An 18,622-nucleotide genomic window follows, 5' to 3' on the forward strand; every position below is an offset into this window, starting at 1 on the left:
ACCTGTGACGAAGCCAGCGGTTCCGGGGCCCTGCTCGGGTAAGTTCTCGCTTCGCTCTGCTTGCAACCATGACCGAAACCGCCCCCCTGCTGCTGCGCGCCGCCCGAGGTGAGCAGGTGGAGCGGCCCCCGGTTTGGATGATGCGCCAGGCCGGGCGCTACATGAAGGTGTATCGCGACCTGCGCGACCGCCATCCCGGTTTCCGCGAGCGCTCGGAAAACCCCGATCTCTCCTACGAGATCTCCATGCAGCCCTTCCACGCCTTCAAGCCCGACGGCGTGATCCTCTTTTCAGACATCCTCACGCCCCTACCGGGCATGGGGATCAATTTCGACATCATTGAGAGCCAGGGGCCCCTGATCCAGGAGCCAATCCGCAACCTTGCCCAAGTAGAGGCACTGCGGGCCTTGGAGCCGGCCGAGAGCATGCCGTTTGTGGGTGAGGTGCTCACCCGTCTACGTCAATCTGTTGGCAATGAAGCTGCTGTACTCGGCTTTGTGGGTGCCCCCTGGACCCTGGCCGCCTATGTGGTGGAGGGCAAAAGCAGCAAGAACTACGCCGTGATCAAGGCGATGGCGTTCCAAGAGCCGGAGCTACTGCACAAGCTCCTAGACCACTTCGCAGAATCAATTGCCACCTACCTGCGCTATCAAATCGATTCCGGCGCCCAGGTGGTGCAGATGTTCGATTCCTGGGCCGGCCAGCTCAGCCCCATGGATTACGACAGCTTCGCGGCGCCATACCAGAAGAAGGTGGTGGATCTGGTTAAGCAAACCCACCCCGATACCCCCTTCATCCTCTACATATCCGGCAGCGCCGGCGTGCTTGAGCGCATGGCAGGCACAGGGGTAGACATCATTTCGCTCGACTGGACCGTGGACATGGCCGAGGGCCTGGCCCGCCTACCCGAGCACATTGGCGTGCAGGGCAACGTGGACCCCGGATTGCTATTCGGCACCCCAGCGGCCATCCAGGCCCGCATCGACGACACCGTGCGCAAAGCCCGTGGCCGCAAGCACATTCTCAACCTGGGCCATGGCATCCTGCCGGGCACTCCAGAAGAAAACGGCCGCGCCTTCTTTGAAGCTGGCAAGAGTGTGATGGAGCGCATCGGAGCGGCGGCTTGAGCAGCCCCGCGGCAGGATCCCGGCCCCAGCGGATCCTGATCACAGGGGCTAGTGGCTGCGTTGGCCAATACATCACTGAGCAGCTTTATCGCCACAGCGATGCGGAGTTGCTGGTCCTGCTCCGTGATCCAGCCAAGCTCACGGTTGTTTCAGCAGATGATCCTCGGGTCACCCTGCTGGTCGGTGACCTGCGGGAGCTAACCCCCCATGCCGGTGCAATCGCCACCGCTACTCGCATCATCCACACGGCCACCGCCTGGGGCGATCCCCTAAGAGCCCAGCAGGTGAACGTGGACGCGGTCAAGCAGCTGCTGGCCTTCACCAGCCCTGTATGGCTGGAGCAGGTGATCTACTTCTCCACTGCCTCAATTCTGGATCGCCAGTTGCAGCTGCTGCCCGAGGCAGCGGAATTTGGCACTGAATACATCCAAACCAAGGCCCTCTGCCTGCAGCAACTGGAGGCCCACCCCCTAGCCGCCAAAATTGTGGCCGTATTTCCCACCCTGGTATTTGGGGGTCAGGTGGGTCCGGGCGACCGCCATCCCACCAGCTATCTCACCGCCGGGATTAAGGAGGCAACCCGCTGGTTGTGGCTTGCTAAGTGGCTGCGCACCGAAGCCAGCTTCCACTTCATCCACGCCGCCGACATAGCCCTGGTGTGCGCCCATTTGGCCACCCAGCCCCATCAGCCCAATCCGGAACCAAACCAGGGAGCTCTGCGGCGCCTGGTGCTCGGCCAGCCGCCGATCAGCATCAATGCCACCGTGACCCAGCTCTGCCGTTGGCGCCGCAGCTGGCAGCCACCCTTTGGGATCGACCTGCAAGGCTGGCTGATCGAAGCCCTGATCAAACTCCTACGCATTGAAGTCAATGCCTGGGATCGCTTCTCAATTCGCCAGCGCCACTTCGTGCACGAGCCGGTGAGCCCACCAGAACGCTTTGGCCTGGTGAGCTACGCACCAACGCTCCAAGCGGTGTTCGAAACCGCTGGCCTGCCGCACAGATGAGTAAGCACAGGCATGGTTGGCTGGTCGGGAGGCTGCTGCTGGGCTGCCTCGTGTTCACGATGCTGCTGGGCAACGACGAAGGCTTTCTGGTGTTCCAACCCGAGCAGCTGACGATCAACGCCGGAGACACAGTGAGCTTTGAAGTGCGGGGGCTCGGCCCCCACAACTTGATCGTGGCAGGCCATCCCGAATGGAGCCATGAACCGCTCAGCTTCGCTTTGGGCGAAAGCTGGGAGCAAAAATTTGATACGCCCGGCCGCTACGCGATCTGGTGTGAGCCCCATCGGGCAGCAGGGATGACCGCTGAAATCAACGTCTTGGCACCTGGCTGATCCCACCGCACAGCCAACTTTGTGGCAATTGTTTCGAACCTGGTTGCCAGAGGTCACATCAGCCCCGTTCACGCCTTAATTTTGTCGAGTTGCCCATGCTTTTAAGCGCCCCCCATGCGCCGTCTCTTCTCTCTGATCGCTCTCTGCCTAGCGCTCGTGCTGGGTGCTGCTCCTAGCTTCGCTGCCGATGTGGCCCATGGCGGCCAGATCTTTTCCGCCAACTGCGCCGCATGCCACATGGGTGGTGGCAACGTTGTTAACGCCGAGCGCACCCTTAAGCAGGATGCCCTAACCGCTTACCTCGCCAACTACAGCGAAGGCCACGAAGCTGCCATTGCTTACCAGGTAACGAACGGCAAGAACGCCATGCCTGCCTTCGGTGGCAAGCTCAGCGAAGGTGACATCGCCGATGTCGCTGCCTACGTCGAAGACATGTCTTCTAAGGGCTGGGCCTGATCTAAGGGCTGGTCTTCCGGGGCCGGTGTTCCTGGGCTGGTCTTCCTGACTCAATTATCCAATTAGTCCTTCAGCAAACCCCGGCCAAGGTCGGGGTTTTTTGTTGGCCACCGAAGCCGAGCGAACATCCGGGAAAATTCTGCCCGGATCTCAGTTCTGGCCTCGGCGGGCAGCCAGCACGGCCAGATAAAGCTCCTCCGGAACCTCGCGGATGTCGTATTCGCTGGGCAGCACACCGTGCACATACCGATGCACGGCCATCCAGCAGTTGCGCTCCGGATCCCGACCCGTGCCATCGAACTCCCGGGACTCAGCAGCCAGCTGCTCAATCAACGGCTCGTTCCAGGTGTCGTTCACGGCAGCTATCCCCCATGCAGGGGGCCAGAGTGGGCCCAGTCTGAACTAAGCATCGGCATGGCAGCCCATACCCCCTCGCCCCAGGCCCGACTGCTGACGAGCATGGATGCCGTGGTGCTGGGACTCGCCATCGCCGGGGCTGGGCTGCTGGGAAGCTTCCACGGCCAGGCCCAGGCTCAGGCCTTGCCTAAGCCTCCCTGTCCACTGGTGGTGCCCGCCAGCCAGAAACTGCTCCAGCCCAGGCGGATCCAAGCCAATCAAGTGCAGGCAAAGAACGCGATGGGCTGCCTATCCCCCGCCGACGCGATGTATGGAGCGGATGGCTGTCCGCTGCGAATGTGCGGCGCAGATGCTGGTGTGATTCAGCTCCCGAAGAACTAGGCCCACCAGCTCGGGGGAGGACCGAATCAATCCGGTCGGTTCTCCTCGCAGCTGAATTGTCACAACGGACATACGGTTAATCCAGCAGCTCAATCGAGGCAAGTGGCCATGCATCCCACCGCCGAACTTTTTACCGAAAAAGCCTGGGCCTCCGTGGTGGCGGCCCAGCAATTGGCGCAGCAGCGGCGTCAGCAGCAGATGGAAAGCGAGCACCTGCTCGCCGCCCTACTAAGCCAGCAGGGATTGGCAGGCCGCATTCTGGAAAAGGCGGGCGTGGATGTGGGCAGCCTCAGCCAGAAGGTTGACGCCTGGATCGCCGGCCAAGTCAGCCTTAGTGCACCTCCAGACAACGTCTATCTAGGCAAGGGGCTCAACACCGTTCTTGACCAGGCTGAGGAGCTCAAACAGTCCTACGGCGACAGCTACATCGCGATTGAGCACCTACTTCTGGCGCTAGCGATCGACGACCGCTGCGGCAAGCAATTGCTATCTCAAGCGGGCACAAACACCAACAAACTCAAAGAAGCAGTACAGGCCATCCGCGGATCCCAAAACGTGACCGATCAGAACCCCGAAGGCACCTACGAATCCCTGGAGAAATACGGCAGGGATCTCACGGCCGCAGCCCGCGAGGGCAAGCTCGATCCGGTGATTGGCCGTGATGAAGAGATTCGCCGCACGATCCAGATCCTCAGCCGCCGCACCAAGAACAACCCGGTGCTGATAGGAGAGCCCGGTGTGGGCAAAACGGCGATTGTGGAGGGGCTGGCCCAGCGCATCGTCAATGGCGATGTGCCCCAGGCCCTGCAGAACCGCCAGCTCGTGTCCCTGGATATGGGCGCCCTGATCGCCGGTGCCAAGTACCGCGGTGAATTTGAGGAGCGGCTCAAGGCCGTGCTCAAGGAGGTCACCGCCTCGGAGGGGCAGATCGTGCTGTTCATCGACGAGATCCACACGGTGGTGGGGGCCGGCGCCAGCGGCGGCGCCATGGACGCCAGCAACCTGCTCAAGCCGATGCTGGCCCGGGGCGAACTGCGCTGCATTGGCGCCACCACCCTCGATGAGCACCGCCAGCACATCGAGAAGGATCCGGCCCTGGAGCGCCGCTTCCAGCAGGTGTTCGTGGATCAACCCACGGTGGAGGACACAATCTCAATCCTGCGGGGCCTGAAAGAGCGCTACGAGGTGCACCACGGCGTACGCATCGCAGACAACGCCCTGGTGGCGGCCGCAGTGCTGAGTAGCCGCTACATCGCCGATCGCTTCTTGCCCGACAAGGCGATCGATCTGATGGATGAATCGGCCGCCCGCCTAAAGATGGAGATCACCTCCAAGCCGGAGCAGATCGACGAGCTCGATCGCCGCATCCTGCAGCTGGAGATGGAAAAGTTATCTCTGGGGCGCGAATCCGACCCTGCCAGCAAGGATCGGCTCGAGCGGCTGGAGAAAGAGCTGGCCGATCTAAGCGAACAGCAGAGCACCCTCAATGCCCAATGGCAGGCTGAAAAGAGCTCGATCGATGAGCTCAGCGCGATCAAAGAGGAGATCGAGCAGGTGCAGCTGCAGGTGGAGCAAGCCAAGCGCAACTACGACCTCAACAAGGCCGCCGAGCTCGAATACGGCACCCTGGCCGAGCTGCACAAGAAACTGGCCGCCAAAGAAGAGGCGCTTAATGCCAGCGGCAGCGATAAAACCATGCTGCGTGAAGAGGTCACCGAAGACGACATCGCCGAGGTGATCGCCAAATGGACCGGCATCCCCGTGGCCAAGTTGGTCCAAAGCGAGATGGCGAAGCTGCTGCACCTAGAGGAGGAGCTGCACACCCGGGTGATTGGTCAGGCCCAGGCGGTCACCGCAGTAGCCGATGCAATTCAGAGATCAAGGGCAGGGCTGAGCGATCCCAACCGGCCAATCGCCAGCTTCCTTTTCCTTGGCCCCACGGGTGTGGGAAAAACGGAACTCTCCAAGGCCCTGGCAGCCCAGCTGTTCGATTCCGAGGAGTCGATGGTGCGCATCGACATGAGCGAGTACATGGAGAAGCACGCCGTGAGCAGGCTGATCGGAGCACCTCCGGGATACGTGGGCTACGAAGAGGGCGGCCAACTCACCGAAGCGGTGCGGCGCCGACCCTACGCCGTGATCCTGTTCGACGAGGTGGAGAAGGCCCACCCCGATGTGTTCAACGTAATGCTGCAGATCCTCGATGACGGCCGCGTCACCGATGGCCAGGGCCGCACGGTGGACTTCACCAACACGGTGCTAATCCTCACAAGCAACATTGGCAGCGCCTCGATCCTGGATCTGGCAGGCGATCCAGCCCGCCACGGCGAAATGGAGGCCCGGGTAAATGAGGCCCTCAGAGGTCACTTCCGGCCTGAATTCCTCAATCGGCTTGATGAATCGATCATCTTCCACAGCCTCAAGCAGGAGGAATTGCGCGAGATCGTGGAGCTGCAAGTGCAGCGGCTGGCCAGGCGCCTAGACGACAAAAAACTGGGGCTGCAGCTCAATGCCGATGCCCTCGACTGGCTTGCCGGTGTGGGCTACGACCCGGTGTATGGAGCCCGGCCGCTCAAGCGGGCTATCCAAAGGGAGCTGGAAACCCCTTTAGCCAAGGGAATCCTGGCCGGGACGTTCACCAGCGGCCACACCATCACGGTGGATGTTGCAACCGAAGGCGAGGCACGCCAGCTGCGCTTCCAGCAAAGCGAGCCGGCCAAGCTACCGGTGCTGGTGTAGCTCACTGCAATAGCTGGTCCGAAAAGCTGCTGCGGGCCCGGATCACCAGGTCCGCCACATGCTCAGGCGCTGCGGGCTGCAGCTCTCCAGCTGCTACAGCTCGATAGTGATCTGCCACCAACCAGGCGCTAGTGCGGGGATCGCCAGCAAAGCGGGGAATTAGGTGGAGGTGCAAATGGGGCGCACCCTCGCCAAAAGCAATCGCATAAACCCTGTCGCAGCCGGTTTGCTCCTTGAGCAGAGCGCTGGCGGAGCGCACAGCAACCCCCCAGGAGGCTGCCTCCTGGTCGTTGAAATCAGCCGGGCCCGCTACATGGCGGAGACTATCTAGGAGCAGCCAACCAACCAGGGGGGCGAGGTCGGGATGGTGGCGCAACAGCCAATGGGAACCGCGACCGATTTCATAAACTCCCCGCGCTGCGGGGTCGTCATGAATTCTGCAGATAGGACAGGGGGTGCTGCCGCTCATGGATCTAATCAAACGAATGGAGCCCTAAGAACCCAATAGGTGAAGTGTCAGCAACCGCTCGCTGCCCCTTCTGCGGTGCTCCCACAGATAAACAGCCTGCCAGGTGCCAAGTAAAAGACGGCCAGCCTCAAAAGAAAGGCTGAGCTGACTGGTGGTGAGGGCCGTACGAATGTGGGCCGGCATGTCGTCGGAGCCTTCATCAGCGTGTACGTAGGGTCGCAGTTCCCCACGGCCGCTGACCGGACGGATGCCCTCCTCGGGCACGAGGGCTCGCAGGTAGCTGGAAAGGTCGCGCAGTACGCGCGGGTCGGCGTTTTCGTTGATAGTTAGGCTGCATGAGGTGTGCAGACACACCAAGTTGAGCAGCCCTTGCTCCATGCCACTGGAGGCCAAGGCGGCGTTAAGTCGGCCAGTGAGGTCGGTAAAGCCCTCGCCTGGGGTCACCACCCGCAGGGTCTCGAGGCTTTGGCGAAGCATGCAGATGGATATGTTTCAGATCATCCATAGCATTCTGCCTAAGATAGGTTGATACCCATCCAGTGCCCCGAGAGGCTGCCATGCGCATATTACTTTCCTTGTTGATCGTTTTACCTGGCCTGGCAGCTACCGCCCCAGCCGCCCAAGCCCAGCGCCAGGTCTCGAAAATAGGCGACATCTGTCCCATGGGGTACGTAGACATGCTGAACGGCAAGTGCAGCACCCTGGGGCTGATGACTTACACGGTGCAACCCACCAATGGCAAGGCCTGCGCTGCAGGCTGGATGAACGTAGGCGGAAACTACTGCCGCAAAAAGTGAATTTTTCTAGCTACAAACACTTGAACGCAGCCGATTGCCCGGCTCTTACGCTTCTCTATGACGGGGGTTGCCCCCTGTGCCTGCGGGAGGTGGAGCTACTTGGCCGCAAAGACAGGCAGCGCCATGGGGAGTGCCTAAAACTCGCTTTCGTGGACATCGATCAGCCCGAATACAACCCAGATAGCTACGCCGGCATCAGCTATAGGGAAGCTATGGGGCGGATTCACGCCATTGATGCCAGTGGTGCAGTGCTGCGTGACGTCGAGGTGTTTTGGCGGGCATACGAGCTAATCGGCATGGGCTGGCTCTATGCCCCAACCCAGTGGCCCCTGCTCCGCCCCTTGACAAACCTTGCCTACGGCATTTGGGCGGATATGCGGCTGCGGATCACTGGGCGCCCCAACTTGGAGAGTCTCTGCCAAGCACGCAACGGCGCATGTCGTATCAACTAATTCAGAAGTAAATCGATCTAGTTGTCAACGGTAGCCTTGAAATGGAATGAACCAGTTACTCACCAACGGCCTCTCCCGCTAGCTCAAGGCTGAGCTGGCCAATGGGTTCCCTACTCATCCGCCTACTGCTTGAAGTGCGCAGGCCGGAACGCCTTGAACCATGGCGTTTCTGTATGGCATCAGCAGTTGCCGCAAAGCCATGCTGCTGCCGTAGGGCCCAGACTCGATCGCGGGCTACTGCGGCCGCAGTATTCCAATCGATCAACGGCAGGGGATATGCGCGACCGAGCCCTATTCCAAGCCGAGCCTGGGTGCGGTCGTCCATGGTCCAGGGGGTGTGCAGATACACCGGGGGAACATGGGCAAGCTCTGGCAGCCAGCGGCGGATGAAGACACCTTCTGGATCGTGGTCTAGGCCCTGCTTTAGCGGGTTGTATATACGGATTGTATTGATGCCGGTAGTGCCAGATTGCATCTGACACTGGCTCCAGTGAATGCCAGGTTCGTAGTCAACGAATTGACGGGCGAGATGGACCCCGCTCTCCCGCCAGGGAATCCACAGCTGATAGCTGGCTACGGAAAGCAGCATCGCCCGCATCCGGAAATTCAACCAACCGGTTGCGTTCAGGGAGCGCATGCAAGCATCCACAAAAGGAAGCCCCGTGCGCCCCTCTGCCCAGGCTGCCAAACGCTCTTGATTGCTGTCACGCAGTCCGGCAGTGAGGGGATGGAGCTCGCTGTATTCCAGGCTGGGCTGGCATTCCAACTTCTGGATAAAATGGCAATGCCAGTGCAAGCGCTCATCAAAGCGCTGCAGGGAGCGCCTCCAGTGGACTGCCGCAAGAGCCTGGCGACGTAGGCGGCTTTTTTGCACAACCTCCCGCATCGACAAAGTGCCCCAACTGAGATGGGGGGAAAGGCGCGAGCAGCTGACGTCGGCCGTATTGGGGCTAGACAACCCGGATTGGTAGGAGCGGCTGCGCTGATCCAAGAAGGAGGCGAGGGTTTTCAAGCCTTGGGCTCGCCCTCCCTTTTGCCGCCCAGGGCAGAAATCGGGCTCCAGCCCTAGCTCTTCGGCTACCGGCAGAGGACCAGGGTCGAGCCCGGGCATCGGGGTGAGACGGGGCGGCGCGCCGGTTAGCTCCTCGGCCATGCGCTCCTCCCAACGCTTTGCCCACCCCGTACGCCTACTGAGCCGCCGGGTGACACCAAATTGGGGAATTTCCTGCCATTCAATGCCGTTCCGGCGTGCCCACTCTGCTACGCGCAGGTCACGGGCGTAGGTCCAGCCGTTGCCAGTTTCCTCGTGACTCCACAAGCCAGTTACTCGAAACTGGCGATGGGCCCGCTCCAGCACCTGCTCAATCGCACCGATGCGCACCACAAGTGGTTGGCCGAGAGCGGTAAGGGCCGCTCGCAGCTCTACTAGACATTCCCGGCAAAACTCCCACTGCCGAGCGGAGCTGTCTGGCTGCAACCACAGGTCTGGCTCCACCACGAAGAGCGGCAGCACTGGTCCCCGCAGCGAGGCCTCCAATAAGGGCCTGTGATCGAAGCTGCGCAGATCGCGCTTGAACCAAACGATTTGCAGCGGCCCCATGGCGTCAGAGGCTAAAACCTCATTTGCATTTTAATCAATCTGGAGTCAGCCAGGCGGCCCAACCTGGTTACGGTGGCACCTTTCCCATCTCCCCCACCTGAGCCCGCGATGATCTATCTGCTGCAGCATCTGGCCGTAGTGCTGAGCCTCGCCCTGTTTCACATCGTTGGTCCGATACCAATCGACCTAGGTGTGCACGACGGCGCCCTGGCCCCTTGTGCCACGCCAGCGCACTGCGCAAGGGCGGATTGGCCTATCCAGCAGAGGAGCGGAGATACTCCCCAAAGCGCCCTCGAAAGCCTGATTCCCGTGATTGAAGCGATGGGCGGCACCAAGGTTGTCGAGCGAGCTGAGGGCTATCTGCACGCAACCGCAACCAGCTCCCTGTTTGGCTTCGTCGACGATCTAGAGCTGTACGCCGACAATGAGCATGGAATTCTGCAAGCTCGCTCCGTCTCGCGGCTTGGCGATTCAGATCTAGGCGTCAACAGCAAACGCCTAGAAATCTTGCGAAAAGCGCTCATACCAGCTCCAAAGGTATGAAATCAGCTGGTCGCCAACCTGCTCGGAGCAAACTCCGATTTTGTTCAACAGGCAGGCGTTGATGGGTGCTTATGGGCGGGCTTTGGTGTTTCAGCTGCTGACTTCAAGCCATCAAACAACTGACCAAGCAGATTTTTCATCTCAGGAGGCAGAGCCTCCTGGGGAGCGGCCTCAGAAGCCAGAACCAACAGGGCACAGGCATCAACCAAACTGGATGCCTCTGATGGCGTTAAGGCGACCAGATGCTCTCCGTTGCACTGCGTAATTCGCATACAGCTGCGTTTCTACCAAGTTAAAGGTACTCCTTAAAGATTCTGGGTGTGACGAACCACTCCCAAATGGCCGAATCAAGGGTTCAGCAGCTCTTCAGACCAAGAGCCAGAGGCGCACCAGCGCCTGCGCTGGTGGGGTTGCCCGCCAAGTTCCAACAACTCGACTTGATGCACCTCAAAGCTCAACAGTTCAAAGTAAGTGGGCATCGGTGTGGTGTCGTCAAGTTCCTGGGGAAAGGCTGCCTCCAGCTCGAGGGGGATTCCTGGCTCCGGCCAGCCCCATAGGGCCCTAGCGGAAGGTGTGAGGTTTTGCCAGTGGTGCTGACGCTGCTTGAGCAACTCCGCTGCGGGAGGCTGAGAGCGTCTTGAGCGCAATCGAAACTGGCTTCGAGCCCGAGGCAAAAGCCAGCAGATTTCTGCGTCTGGCAAATTTCGGAGCTCGCTGGCTTTCTCACTGCGACCATCAGTGAACAAATCCAGAACGGCTGGAGCTGACCAGCCCCTAAATACCAAGGTGCGCACCCTGGGGGTGCCATCGCTGGCAACAGTTGCAAGTTGCAGCCAGCGGCTACTGGAGGATCTGCCCTCCCTCTGCAGGGCAGCTCGCAAAAGGGGGCGCCATGGAGGAAGACTATCCATTAGGCCTCCCCAAAACAGCCAGCAACCTCAGCGGGTTGAATTGCTGGCATTGATTTGCACGTAAGCAGGGGTCAAACCTGAAATGCCTTCTGAGGGGGCAGACATTTCTGGCTTGATACGAACAGTTGGCTTAACGAGCAGACCTGGCAGCATGCCAGCATCAAATGAAAAGCGGCCAGGACCAACAAGCAACAGTGCAAGGCTGCCGCCGAGGTAGAGAACGACCAGTTCGAGCACGTAAATATTTAGCCCAGCCGTAAGGATGTGTTGATAAGCGGCAACTGTCATCGTGCCGGTGAGGGCGAGAGCTCCAACGGGCGTGAGCAAGCCGAGAATTACCAACCAACTGCCGATCAGCTCGGAAAAGCCAGCGGCATAGGCGAAAAACAAGGGGAATGGCAGGTGCAGAGATGCCACATAGGTATTGGCAAATTGCTGTGGATCGGCAAGTTTTTCATGGCCATGGTGAATCATCATCACGCCGATAGCCAAGCGAAGCAGCAGCAGGCCAAGCGACGCAACTCCGCCTGGCTTCAACACATAGGCCTCTAGAAGGGAACGGATCCGTTGGGCTTGACCAGTCGTGATCCATAGAGCATTTGCAGGGCTCTGGGCTGCAGCCGGTTGATCAGCAGGGCGGCTGAGGGCCACAAACCAAAGGGCCATACAGGCAGCCAGGAAGCCTCCAAACAGCTCGAGAAGCAGGGGGGTGGACATGGTGGATTAATTGCTTCACCAATCCTGGCAAGCTTGATGAAGAAACGTGAAGCGCCCAGCTTGACTTGCCCAGGGCCTACCCCAGAGCAATGGAGATCATGGGGGCACTGGAGCGGTAGGCAACTGTTTCAACTCCTAGAGCTAAAGGCGCATCGGGATTGCCGGAACCGATGCCGCGAAGCAGAGCAAAGTTCTGGAGGCCGCTTCCCAAATGGCGCTGAAGTTGCCTTACCCGGGGCCAGCTAGCTAGAGCGGCACATGGTGGCGGCTGACCCCACTGATGGTTTCGGCCAGACGCTGGGGGCAGAGATTGAAGATCAAGCTATTGAAGTGGCTGGTCTCAACAGAAAAGGATTGACCTGGCAGATAAATCGCCTGCTGGCCAGCCCGATCAAACCGGTCCTTGCCCTCGATGCGAAAACGAGTGGGTTTCACCGTGAGCCCGATTTCTTCGGCCAAGGCAACACTGTCTAAGCAAAATTCACCAACTTCCAGGCCGAATGCCAATGCCTGAGCGCCGAGTCAGTCCCTTTGCTATTGAAGCGGCGCATCGGGGGCAAGAGCAGGGACTGCCGCGGAAATACACTTTTGTAATTTATTTAAGTTGCAGGTTAAAAACGTTTCGCCAAAATTTCATCTACTTCGTATTTACTTCAAAAATCAAGGGGTTTGATGATACATCTGCTCTAAACGCTCGCGGCTGAAATCGACGTAAAGCACCTCTTCGCCGGGCTGGGGAGCCTCTGGATGAACCCTGCTGCGTTTACGAGGGGCTTGAAGAGAATCTCTCTCCTGGGAACTACGCAAGTTTTGGGACATCAGCGCGAAGGCACCGCCAGCGATGGCCGCAAAGAAAACCAAATAAATGACAGCCAGTAAATCGCTCATCAGCATTCCGCTTTGCTGAATCTTAATATGAAGAAATATGAAACGTGGTTTTTCGATCTGTTGATGCGGCGCTGAGATCCCACAGCAGCCGGGCCAGTGCGTCGGAGCAGGCCTCCGCGCTGGGTTGGCTGGTCTCAAAACGCAGCCGACCCGGCCCCACAGCTCGGTTGCTCCAGTATTGAAATCCACTGGCGTGCGGTTTTGAGCCATCGGCGAGGCCGGCCAGCAGGGCGCCAGCCCTCTGGGGAGTTTCGGTGAGCCGCAGCAGGTCGCGAGCAACAAAGGCGAACAGGGCCTGGCCCACGGGGTTATGGCTGCGGCTGTAGCGGAAGAAGCCCCCCTTGCTGCGCGGGATCACCAGCCCCGGGCTCCAGGCGAGCACCGGCAGATGCGTGCCCTGCTCCCTCAGCCGCCGCTCCACCTCCCTTGCCATCAGCAGGTTGCAGAGCTTGCTGTCCTTGTAGGCCTTTTCGGCACTAAAGCTGCAGCTGCCATCCAGCATTAACGCCCCAGGGCCCTGACGCAGACCGGCAAGATCCCCGAGGCCAGCCGGGAGGCCCACTTTCCCCCCGGCGCTGGTGTGGTCGTGCACCTCCGATGCGGTGACCACCAAGCGAGGTGCATTGCTCCGGATCAACAGGGGCAAAAGTTGCTGCAGCAGGGCCTGGTGACCCAGGTGGTTGACGGCGATGGTGAGTTCAAACCCCTGGGCCGACCAGAGGGGCTCGACCATGCCGCTGTACTGCATGCCGGCGTTGAGCACCAAGGTATCGATCGGCTCGCCCTTGGCCAGCAAGGCTTCAGCACAGCGCCCGATGCTGCTCAGATCAGCCAGATCGCAGCTAGGGGTATCGATCTTGTCGCTCAGGCGCTGGCGCAGAAGCGCCGCGGTTGTCCCATCCCGGCAGGGGATGGTGAGGTGGTGACCGGCCTGGAGCAGCAGGGTTGCCGCCTCAAAACCGATCCCGGAGCTGCCACCAGTGAGCAGGATTTTGCGTGACTCTCCAGCACTGCGCTCCTCAACGGCCATAGCCCCTGTTCCAGGTAACACCCGATTCTGTTGATCCAAAAGGCGGATCGCCAGGTAGCCGGCTTGGCGCCACGATGGCTACATCAAGAGCGCAGCGATCCCCGTGTCCAGCACCGAGTTAGCTCCGGATTCACTGGTTGAGCGGCTGGCTGGCGTTGCGGGGATGGGTCGGGGACGCCGCCGTTTGGTGCTTCTGCTACCCCAGTTGGGGGATTTCGACAGCCTCGAATACGCCCAAGCCCTGGTTCCTGCCCTGCCGCAACTGGAAACTGCCGGGATCGCCGTGCTGGCAATCGGTATCGGCCAGGCTGCCGGAGCCGATCGCTTCTGCGAGTTCACAGGCTTTCCCCGCGAGCTACTGCAGGTGGATGCAGACCCGCGGCTGCACCGTGCCCTGGGCCTCTACGAAGGTCTGCGGCAGATCGGCGGCCCCTGGCCCAACCTGCTTTTGATGTGCGCGGGCATCGGCTCCCCCGGTACCTTGGCCGAGGTGCTGCGCGGCTACACGGGCGATCGAGCGGCTCCCCAGCGAATCGCCGACGAGGAGACCATCCAGGCCGGCCCCTTGCCACCTATTAAAGGTTCGTTCTTTGCCAGGGCTGGCGGGACCGGATTCCAGCGCCCCTTTGAACTGGCCACGGTTCGGCTGCGCAACATGAGCGAGGTGTTGGGCAACTGGCGCACCTACGTGCCCTGCGACGACTTTCTTACCCAGCGCGGCGGCACCTTCCTGCTGGAAGACGACGACACCCTGCTCTACAGCTACAAGGATCGAGGCATTCTCGGCTTTTCGGCATCCATGGCAAGGCCACTCAGCTTCCTGGATCCTTACCTCGCCTGATTATTAACGGCATACACAGACAGCGCCTAATCCAATAGAAGACCACGGGTCCTCGCCTCTGGCCCTAGCCGCCAGGTCCTCGCCACATTGCGTTACAGTTTCCGTAACAAACCGCAACACTCATGGCTGATTCTGCTTCCCGCTTCGGATTCGTTGAGTTTGCTGAAACCTGGAATGGTCGCCTAGCCATGCTCGGTTTCGTAATCGGCCTCGGCACTGAGCTACTCACTGGCCAAGGCATCCTTTCCCAACTCGGCCTAGGTTGATCACCATGGAAACCGATTACACCGCTGCAATTTTCACTGTGATTGGCCTTGTGGTGGTGCTCGGTGGCATGACCACCTACGTGCTTAGTCGCCCCACTGATCTGACCCCGAGGTCCAAATAGCCGTAATTCACGGCATCGTTGAGTCTAATTCCTCCTTCTTCGTTGCAAAAAAATGACAAACACTCCGGCTGGCCGAGAATGGCTTAAGCATCGGGCCGAAGAATTGATCCTATTGGAACAGCTCAAACGCGTAGAACTGTTTAACGGCCGAGCAGCAATGTTGGGTATCTTGGTTGGCATCATCACAGAAGGGCTTACGGGCTCTGGTATCGCCCATCAAATCGGCCTCGGGGCCCTGATAGACGGTTACGCTGCATGCCGCACCCAGTTTCTTCCCTTCTGTTTCTGAGTCTGATAGCCGTGCCTTTGGGCTGCAGTGCTCTCAGTCGCGACCTTAATGTTGGGATCTTAGTGTTGGGACAAGATTGCATTGCAGCGGGGCAATTTGCAGCCAAAACTTGCTGATCTCCAAGCGGCCCTTGAGGTGCCCCTGCCCCAATTATTGAGTCAGCTTGGTCAGCGGCAACTAAGGCCAGAGCTGATGGATCAGCCCGGACTTGATCCTCTGGATCATCGGCAAGCATTGCTTGGTCTAGCTCGCATCAATGCGTTGACCCGCAGCACTGCTTGCTTCTTTCCTGATATCCGTCGATTAGCAAAACTGAATCCCGCGCGGCGGTTGCGCCTCCTAGATGTGGCCTGCGGTGGGGGCGACGCGGTGCGTGGCATCAGTCGCATGGCCAAGCGGGAGGGGATTGATCTGGAGGTGCATGGCTGCGACATCAGCGCTGAAGCTGTCTCCCTGGCAAGGGCAGCAGCTGAGGCGGAGGGATTGGAGACTCATTTCTTCCAAACCGACGCAATCAATTCCCCTCTTCCTGGCGGTTATCACCTAATCACCACCTCGTTGTTTCTACATCACCTCACGGAAGCCGATGCAGAAAGCCTGCTGCGCTCTATGGCCGCCGCCACCCTCGATCAGCTGTTGGTGCACGACCTAATCCGCAGCCCCATTGATCTGCTGCTCACCTGGATCGGCACCAGGCTGCTGAGTCGCTCAGCGATCGTGCACATAGATGGACCACTCTCAGTGGGTGGTGCTTTTCAACTCGACGAGGTGGCGCAGCTGGCCGCATCGGCTGGCCTGGTGGGTGCCCAGATCACCCGGTTCTGGCCCGAGCGTTTCCTGCTCTCCTGGAGTCGGCATGCAGGCAACGCCTGAACTCGGACCGTTGCATATTTCGCCTTGCTGGGATGTGGTGGTAGTGGGTGCTGGACCGGCCGGCGCCCTTGCAGCCCATGGTCTGGCCAGTCGTGGCGTGCGCGTCTTGCTGGTGGAGCAGCGCCTCTTTCCCCGCTGGAAAGTCTGTGGAGCCTGCCTCAGCCCCCAGGCCCTGGCAGCACTTAAAACAGCTGGACTTGGCGACCTAGTGGCGGCCCAGGGTGGCCTATCCATTGAGGGGCTGCAGCTGGGGGTAGCTGGCCGGGTGAACCCGATCGCCCTGGGAGCTGGCCGGGTCCTGTCCCGCTCTCGCCTGGATCAGGCTCTGCTGGAAGCAGCTGTTGCAGTTGGTGCCACGGTGATGACGGGCACCCGGGCGGTACTGGGCGCCGCAGCTACCGGCTTAGAACCAGACCGGGAGGTGGTGCTGCAAAAAGGCACTGCAAGGTGGAGTGTCAGCGCCAAGGTGGTGTTGATCGCGGCGGGTCTCAGCCACCGGGCTATCGATGACGAGGCTGAGATCAGCACCAGCATCGAGCCCCATAGTCGTATTGGCGCAGGGTGCATACTGCCCGGGGAAGCTGCCGAGCTGGCTCCCGGGGTGTTGCAGATGGCTGTGGGCCACGGCGGTTATGTGGGTCTGGTGCAGGTAGAGAGCGGGGAGATCAACCTGGCCTGTGCCTTCGATCGGCCCTTGCTGGGCTCCGTTGGTGGTGCGGCCCTGCTTTGCCAAAAAATCCTGGCAGAAGCGGGCTTTGCGACCCTGCCTGGCCTTAAAGAAGCAGCCTGGCAACTCACTGCAGCGCTCAGTCGTCGCACAATTCCGCTTGCGGGCCACAGGCTGCTGCTGCTTGGTGATGCCGCCGGCTATGTGGAGCCCTTCACCGGCGAAGGCATGGGCTGGGCTCTGACCTCCTCACTAGCTGCCCTGCCTCTAGTGCTGCGCGGAATGGAGCACTGGGATGGCGGGATTGAGACGGAGTGGCGGCGCCTTCACCGCCGCTGGGTGACACAGAAGCAGAGATCATGCCGAGTGCTGGCAGTGGTTTTGCGGCACCCCAGGATCAGCTGGGGGCTGCACAGGCTGGCGGGGAGCTTCCCCTCGGTCGCCGGCTCCATGATTGGGCTTCTGCAGCGGCCCGACCTGCCCTGCTCGACGGACTGATCAATCATGCCCTTGTCCTTGATTGGTCTCGGCACTGCGGTGCCCCAGAGGCGCATCAGCCAGCAAGAAGCCCTGGCCCTTGCACCGCAGATGGGCAACGCCAGCCCTCGTCAACAACGCCTGCTGGAGAGGATCTACCAGCGCTCGGGGGTGATGCACCGCCACTGCATTCCCCTGCCCGACTCCGGCAACCCCTCAACGGCTGAGCGGATGAGGCGCTACCAACCGGCAGCGCTTGAACTCGCACTAGAGGCTTCCCGTCTAGCGCTTAAGGATGCCGGTATCGAGGCCAGCGCGATAACCCACTTAATTACCGTTTCATGCACGGGCTTCGGCGCCCCTGGCTTCGACCTTGGCTTAATCGCCAACCTGCCACTAGTCATGGATGTGGCCCGAACTCATGTGGGTTTCATGGGCTGCCACGGGGCGTTCAACGGACTGCGGGTGGCACGGGCCTTTGTGGAGGCTGATCCCAGTGCCTGCGTGCTGCTGTGTGCAGTGGAGTTGTGCAGCTTGCACTTGCAGGAGGGCTGGAACCCGGACCACATCGTGGCCAATGCCCTATTCGCTGATGGTGCCGGCGCGGTGGTGGCGGTAGCTGCCGATGGCGCTGGTGTGGGCTCAACCAATAAAACAGGCTTACAGCTAGTCGCCTCATCATCAACAGTGCTACCCGGCACTGAAGACCTGATGGGCTGGATCATTGAGGATCATGGTTTTTCCATGGTTCTTTCATCCAAAGTCCCCAGTCGCATCGCCGCCCAGCTGCGCCCTTGGCTGGAGCAGTGGCTGGCGGGCCTGGGGCTGACATTGACAGAAATAGAAACCTGGGCCGTTCATCCCGGCGGCCCCCGCATCCTTGGGGCGGTTCAAGAGAGCGCCGGGTTGCAACCCGCCCAGATTGAACTCTCCACTGCGGTATTACGTCAGTTCGGCAATATGTCTTCGGCAACTATTTTGTTTGTCCTGGAGCGGCTGCGCACCTCACCAGACCACAACGGCCCATGCCTGGCTTTGGGTTTTGGTCCCGGTCTCGCAGTGGAAGCGGCATTGCTCATGGTGCAAAAGGCCACCTGATTGCGGTTCTGACCACTGCTTTCCCATCCAGGCTTGTTGTACAACTTGTGCAACCGCCACCCATGCAACAAAAAAGCCCCCTTATTCAAGGGAGCTTTTGGGATTCCGTTATTGCCCAGCCGTAGCTGGGCTGTTGACTATCAACCGATTGCAGGTGCGGTCAGTGCCACGGGTGTGGCAGTA

General features: G+C 60.2%; 24 protein-coding genes. 15 read left to right on the forward strand and 9 right to left on the reverse strand.

Features of this window, described 5'->3' with window-relative positions; translation table 11 throughout:
- Window positions 1-68: 68 nt before the first annotated feature.
- From hemE to KBY85_RS13200, 4 genes are all read left to right on the forward strand, one after another.
- On the forward strand, window positions 69-1,127 hold the full coding sequence (gene hemE / locus KBY85_RS13185) for a uroporphyrinogen decarboxylase (RefSeq protein ID WP_254961927.1): 1,059 nt from the start codon (window positions 69-71) through the stop codon (window positions 1,125-1,127).
- Window positions 1,124-2,134 carry an NAD(P)-dependent oxidoreductase gene (locus KBY85_RS13190; RefSeq protein WP_254961928.1) on the forward strand — a complete coding sequence of 337 codons (1,011 nt, stop codon included), beginning with the start codon at window positions 1,124-1,126 and terminating at the stop codon, window positions 2,132-2,134. Before hemE ends, KBY85_RS13190 begins: the two co-directional genes overlap by 4 nt.
- Complete coding sequence (locus KBY85_RS13195; protein ID WP_254931658.1) at window positions 2,131-2,466, forward strand: plastocyanin/azurin family copper-binding protein; 336 nt, start codon at window positions 2,131-2,133, stop codon at window positions 2,464-2,466. Before KBY85_RS13190 ends, KBY85_RS13195 begins: the two co-directional genes overlap by 4 nt.
- Before the next feature lie 114 nt (window positions 2,467-2,580).
- A complete protein-coding gene (locus tag KBY85_RS13200) occupies window positions 2,581-2,922 on the forward strand; it encodes a c-type cytochrome (protein WP_106501929.1) in 342 nt (113 codons plus the stop codon).
- 150 nt (window positions 2,923-3,072) lie between these two features.
- Here the strand turns inward: KBY85_RS13200 and KBY85_RS13205 are convergent, their stop codons facing one another.
- On the reverse strand, window positions 3,073-3,279 hold the full coding sequence (locus tag KBY85_RS13205) for a hypothetical protein (RefSeq protein ID WP_254931657.1): 207 nt from the start codon (window positions 3,277-3,279) through the stop codon (window positions 3,073-3,075).
- A 57-nt stretch (window positions 3,280-3,336) separates the two neighbouring features.
- Between KBY85_RS13205 and KBY85_RS13210 the strand changes: the two genes are divergently transcribed.
- The gene (locus tag KBY85_RS13210) at window positions 3,337-3,660 is read left to right on the forward strand and encodes a hypothetical protein (protein ID WP_254961929.1); all 324 of its coding nucleotides are present in this window, start codon (window positions 3,337-3,339) and stop codon (window positions 3,658-3,660) included.
- 108 nt (window positions 3,661-3,768) lie between these two features.
- Complete coding sequence (clpB, locus tag KBY85_RS13215) at window positions 3,769-6,399, forward strand: ATP-dependent chaperone ClpB (RefSeq protein ID WP_254961930.1); 2,631 nt, start codon at window positions 3,769-3,771, stop codon at window positions 6,397-6,399.
- Between the two features lies 1 nt (window position 6,400).
- Here the strand turns inward: clpB and KBY85_RS13220 are convergent, their stop codons facing one another.
- Together KBY85_RS13220 and KBY85_RS13225 are read right to left on the reverse strand one after the other, a co-directional pair.
- Window positions 6,401-6,868 carry an HIT family protein gene (locus KBY85_RS13220; RefSeq protein WP_254961931.1) on the reverse strand — a complete coding sequence of 156 codons (468 nt, stop codon included), beginning with the start codon at window positions 6,866-6,868 and terminating at the stop codon, window positions 6,401-6,403.
- Between the two features lie 24 nt (window positions 6,869-6,892).
- Complete coding sequence (locus KBY85_RS13225; protein ID WP_106501934.1) at window positions 6,893-7,345, reverse strand: secondary thiamine-phosphate synthase enzyme YjbQ; 453 nt, start codon at window positions 7,343-7,345, stop codon at window positions 6,893-6,895.
- A gap of 80 nt (window positions 7,346-7,425) precedes the next feature.
- On the opposite strand from KBY85_RS13225, the gene KBY85_RS13230 reads away from it, so the two are divergent.
- Window positions 7,426-7,665 carry a hypothetical protein gene (locus KBY85_RS13230; protein WP_254931653.1) on the forward strand — a complete coding sequence of 80 codons (240 nt, stop codon included), beginning with the start codon at window positions 7,426-7,428 and terminating at the stop codon, window positions 7,663-7,665.
- A gap of 20 nt (window positions 7,666-7,685) precedes the next feature.
- Complete coding sequence (locus KBY85_RS13235; protein ID WP_254961932.1) at window positions 7,686-8,117, forward strand: thiol-disulfide oxidoreductase DCC family protein; 432 nt, start codon at window positions 7,686-7,688, stop codon at window positions 8,115-8,117.
- A gap of 55 nt (window positions 8,118-8,172) precedes the next feature.
- Here KBY85_RS13235 and KBY85_RS13240 read toward each other — a convergent pair whose 3' ends face one another.
- The gene (locus tag KBY85_RS13240) at window positions 8,173-9,717 is read right to left on the reverse strand and encodes a deoxyribodipyrimidine photo-lyase (RefSeq protein WP_254961933.1); all 1,545 of its coding nucleotides are present in this window, start codon (window positions 9,715-9,717) and stop codon (window positions 8,173-8,175) included.
- A 108-nt stretch (window positions 9,718-9,825) separates the two neighbouring features.
- Between KBY85_RS13240 and KBY85_RS13245 the strand changes: the two genes are divergently transcribed.
- Complete coding sequence (locus KBY85_RS13245; RefSeq protein WP_254961934.1) at window positions 9,826-10,260, forward strand: DUF1499 domain-containing protein; 435 nt, start codon at window positions 9,826-9,828, stop codon at window positions 10,258-10,260.
- 347 nt (window positions 10,261-10,607) lie between these two features.
- On the opposite strand, the gene KBY85_RS13250 is transcribed toward KBY85_RS13245, so the two are convergent.
- From KBY85_RS13250 to KBY85_RS13270, 5 genes are all read right to left on the reverse strand, one after another.
- Entirely contained in the window at window positions 10,608-11,171 is a 564-nt protein-coding gene (locus tag KBY85_RS13250) for a pyridoxamine 5'-phosphate oxidase family protein (protein WP_254961935.1), read from the reverse strand.
- Window positions 11,172-11,198: 27 nt separating this feature from the next.
- Window positions 11,199-11,888, reverse strand: a complete 690-nt coding sequence (locus KBY85_RS13255; RefSeq protein ID WP_254961936.1) for a DoxX family protein — start codon at window positions 11,886-11,888, stop codon at window positions 11,199-11,201.
- 246 nt (window positions 11,889-12,134) lie between these two features.
- Entirely contained in the window at window positions 12,135-12,347 is a 213-nt protein-coding gene (locus tag KBY85_RS13260; RefSeq protein WP_254961937.1) for a hypothetical protein, read from the reverse strand.
- Between the two features lie 201 nt (window positions 12,348-12,548).
- Window positions 12,549-12,776, reverse strand: coding sequence for a hypothetical protein (locus KBY85_RS13265; protein ID WP_254961938.1), 228 nt, complete (start codon window positions 12,774-12,776; stop codon window positions 12,549-12,551).
- A 22-nt stretch (window positions 12,777-12,798) separates the two neighbouring features.
- Window positions 12,799-13,806, reverse strand: coding sequence for an SDR family NAD(P)-dependent oxidoreductase (locus KBY85_RS13270; RefSeq protein WP_254961939.1), 1,008 nt, complete (start codon window positions 13,804-13,806; stop codon window positions 12,799-12,801).
- A 163-nt stretch (window positions 13,807-13,969) separates the two neighbouring features.
- Here KBY85_RS13270 and KBY85_RS13275 point away from each other — a divergent pair, with 163 nt between their 5' ends.
- The 6 genes from KBY85_RS13275 to KBY85_RS13300 all read left to right on the forward strand — a co-directional run bounded on the left by KBY85_RS13275 (window position 13,970) and on the right by KBY85_RS13300 (window position 18,439).
- On the forward strand, window positions 13,970-14,647 hold the full coding sequence (locus tag KBY85_RS13275; protein WP_254961944.1) for a peroxiredoxin-like family protein: 678 nt from the start codon (window positions 13,970-13,972) through the stop codon (window positions 14,645-14,647).
- A gap of 122 nt (window positions 14,648-14,769) precedes the next feature.
- Entirely contained in the window at window positions 14,770-14,913 is a 144-nt protein-coding gene (locus tag KBY85_RS13280; protein ID WP_106501944.1) for a chlorophyll a/b-binding protein, read from the forward strand.
- Window positions 14,914-15,087: 174 nt separating this feature from the next.
- A complete protein-coding gene (locus KBY85_RS13285; protein WP_254961940.1) occupies window positions 15,088-15,324 on the forward strand; it encodes a chlorophyll a/b-binding protein in 237 nt (78 codons plus the stop codon).
- Between the two features lie 192 nt (window positions 15,325-15,516).
- Entirely contained in the window at window positions 15,517-16,197 is a 681-nt protein-coding gene (locus KBY85_RS13290; RefSeq protein WP_254961941.1) for a methyltransferase domain-containing protein, read from the forward strand.
- Window positions 16,181-17,362: an NAD(P)/FAD-dependent oxidoreductase gene (locus KBY85_RS13295; protein WP_254961942.1), complete on the forward strand. Its 1,182-nt coding sequence runs from the start codon at window positions 16,181-16,183 to the stop codon at window positions 17,360-17,362. The genes KBY85_RS13290 and KBY85_RS13295 overlap by 17 nt, the downstream gene beginning before the upstream one ends.
- 6 nt (window positions 17,363-17,368) lie before the next feature.
- Window positions 17,369-18,439 (forward strand): type III polyketide synthase, encoded by a 1,071-nt coding sequence (locus KBY85_RS13300; protein WP_254961943.1) that lies wholly within the window; start codon window positions 17,369-17,371, stop codon window positions 18,437-18,439.
- Window positions 18,440-18,622 lie beyond the last annotated feature (183 nt).

This window comes from Cyanobium sp. BA5m-10, assembly GCF_024346255.1.
Lineage (GTDB): Bacteria > Cyanobacteriota > Cyanobacteriia > PCC-6307 > Cyanobiaceae > Cyanobium_A > Cyanobium_A usitatum.

Coding starts and splice junctions, on each gene's coding strand:
- hemE (WP_254961927.1), top strand. CDS start 69: ATGACCGAAACCGCCCCCCTGCTGCTGCGCGCCGCCCGAGGTGAGCAG.
- KBY85_RS13195 (WP_254931658.1), top strand. CDS start 2,131: ATGAGTAAGCACAGGCATGGTTGGCTGGTCGGGAGGCTGCTGCTGGGC.
- KBY85_RS13200 (WP_106501929.1), top strand. CDS start 2,581: ATGCGCCGTCTCTTCTCTCTGATCGCTCTCTGCCTAGCGCTCGTGCTG.
- KBY85_RS13210 (WP_254961929.1), top strand. CDS start 3,337: ATGGCAGCCCATACCCCCTCGCCCCAGGCCCGACTGCTGACGAGCATG.
- clpB (WP_254961930.1), top strand. CDS start 3,769: ATGCATCCCACCGCCGAACTTTTTACCGAAAAAGCCTGGGCCTCCGTG.
- KBY85_RS13220 (WP_254961931.1), bottom strand. CDS start 6,868: ATGAGCGGCAGCACCCCCTGTCCTATCTGCAGAATTCATGACGACCCC.
- KBY85_RS13225 (WP_106501934.1), bottom strand. CDS start 7,345: ATGCTTCGCCAAAGCCTCGAGACCCTGCGGGTGGTGACCCCAGGCGAG.
- KBY85_RS13230 (WP_254931653.1), top strand. CDS start 7,426: ATGCGCATATTACTTTCCTTGTTGATCGTTTTACCTGGCCTGGCAGCT.
- KBY85_RS13240 (WP_254961933.1), bottom strand. CDS start 9,717: ATGGGGCCGCTGCAAATCGTTTGGTTCAAGCGCGATCTGCGCAGCTTC.
- KBY85_RS13245 (WP_254961934.1), top strand. CDS start 9,826: ATGATCTATCTGCTGCAGCATCTGGCCGTAGTGCTGAGCCTCGCCCTG.
- KBY85_RS13250 (WP_254961935.1), bottom strand. CDS start 11,171: ATGGATAGTCTTCCTCCATGGCGCCCCCTTTTGCGAGCTGCCCTGCAG.
- KBY85_RS13255 (WP_254961936.1), bottom strand. CDS start 11,888: ATGTCCACCCCCCTGCTTCTCGAGCTGTTTGGAGGCTTCCTGGCTGCC.
- KBY85_RS13265 (WP_254961938.1), bottom strand. CDS start 12,776: ATGAGCGATTTACTGGCTGTCATTTATTTGGTTTTCTTTGCGGCCATC.
- KBY85_RS13270 (WP_254961939.1), bottom strand. CDS start 13,806: ATGGCCGTTGAGGAGCGCAGTGCTGGAGAGTCACGCAAAATCCTGCTC.
- KBY85_RS13275 (WP_254961944.1), top strand. CDS start 13,970: ATGGGTCGGGGACGCCGCCGTTTGGTGCTTCTGCTACCCCAGTTGGGG.
- KBY85_RS13280 (WP_106501944.1), top strand. CDS start 14,770: ATGGCTGATTCTGCTTCCCGCTTCGGATTCGTTGAGTTTGCTGAAACC.
- KBY85_RS13285 (WP_254961940.1), top strand. CDS start 15,088: ATGACAAACACTCCGGCTGGCCGAGAATGGCTTAAGCATCGGGCCGAA.
- KBY85_RS13290 (WP_254961941.1), top strand. CDS start 15,517: ATGGATCAGCCCGGACTTGATCCTCTGGATCATCGGCAAGCATTGCTT.
- KBY85_RS13295 (WP_254961942.1), top strand. CDS start 16,181: ATGCAGGCAACGCCTGAACTCGGACCGTTGCATATTTCGCCTTGCTGG.
- KBY85_RS13300 (WP_254961943.1), top strand. CDS start 17,369: ATGCCCTTGTCCTTGATTGGTCTCGGCACTGCGGTGCCCCAGAGGCGC.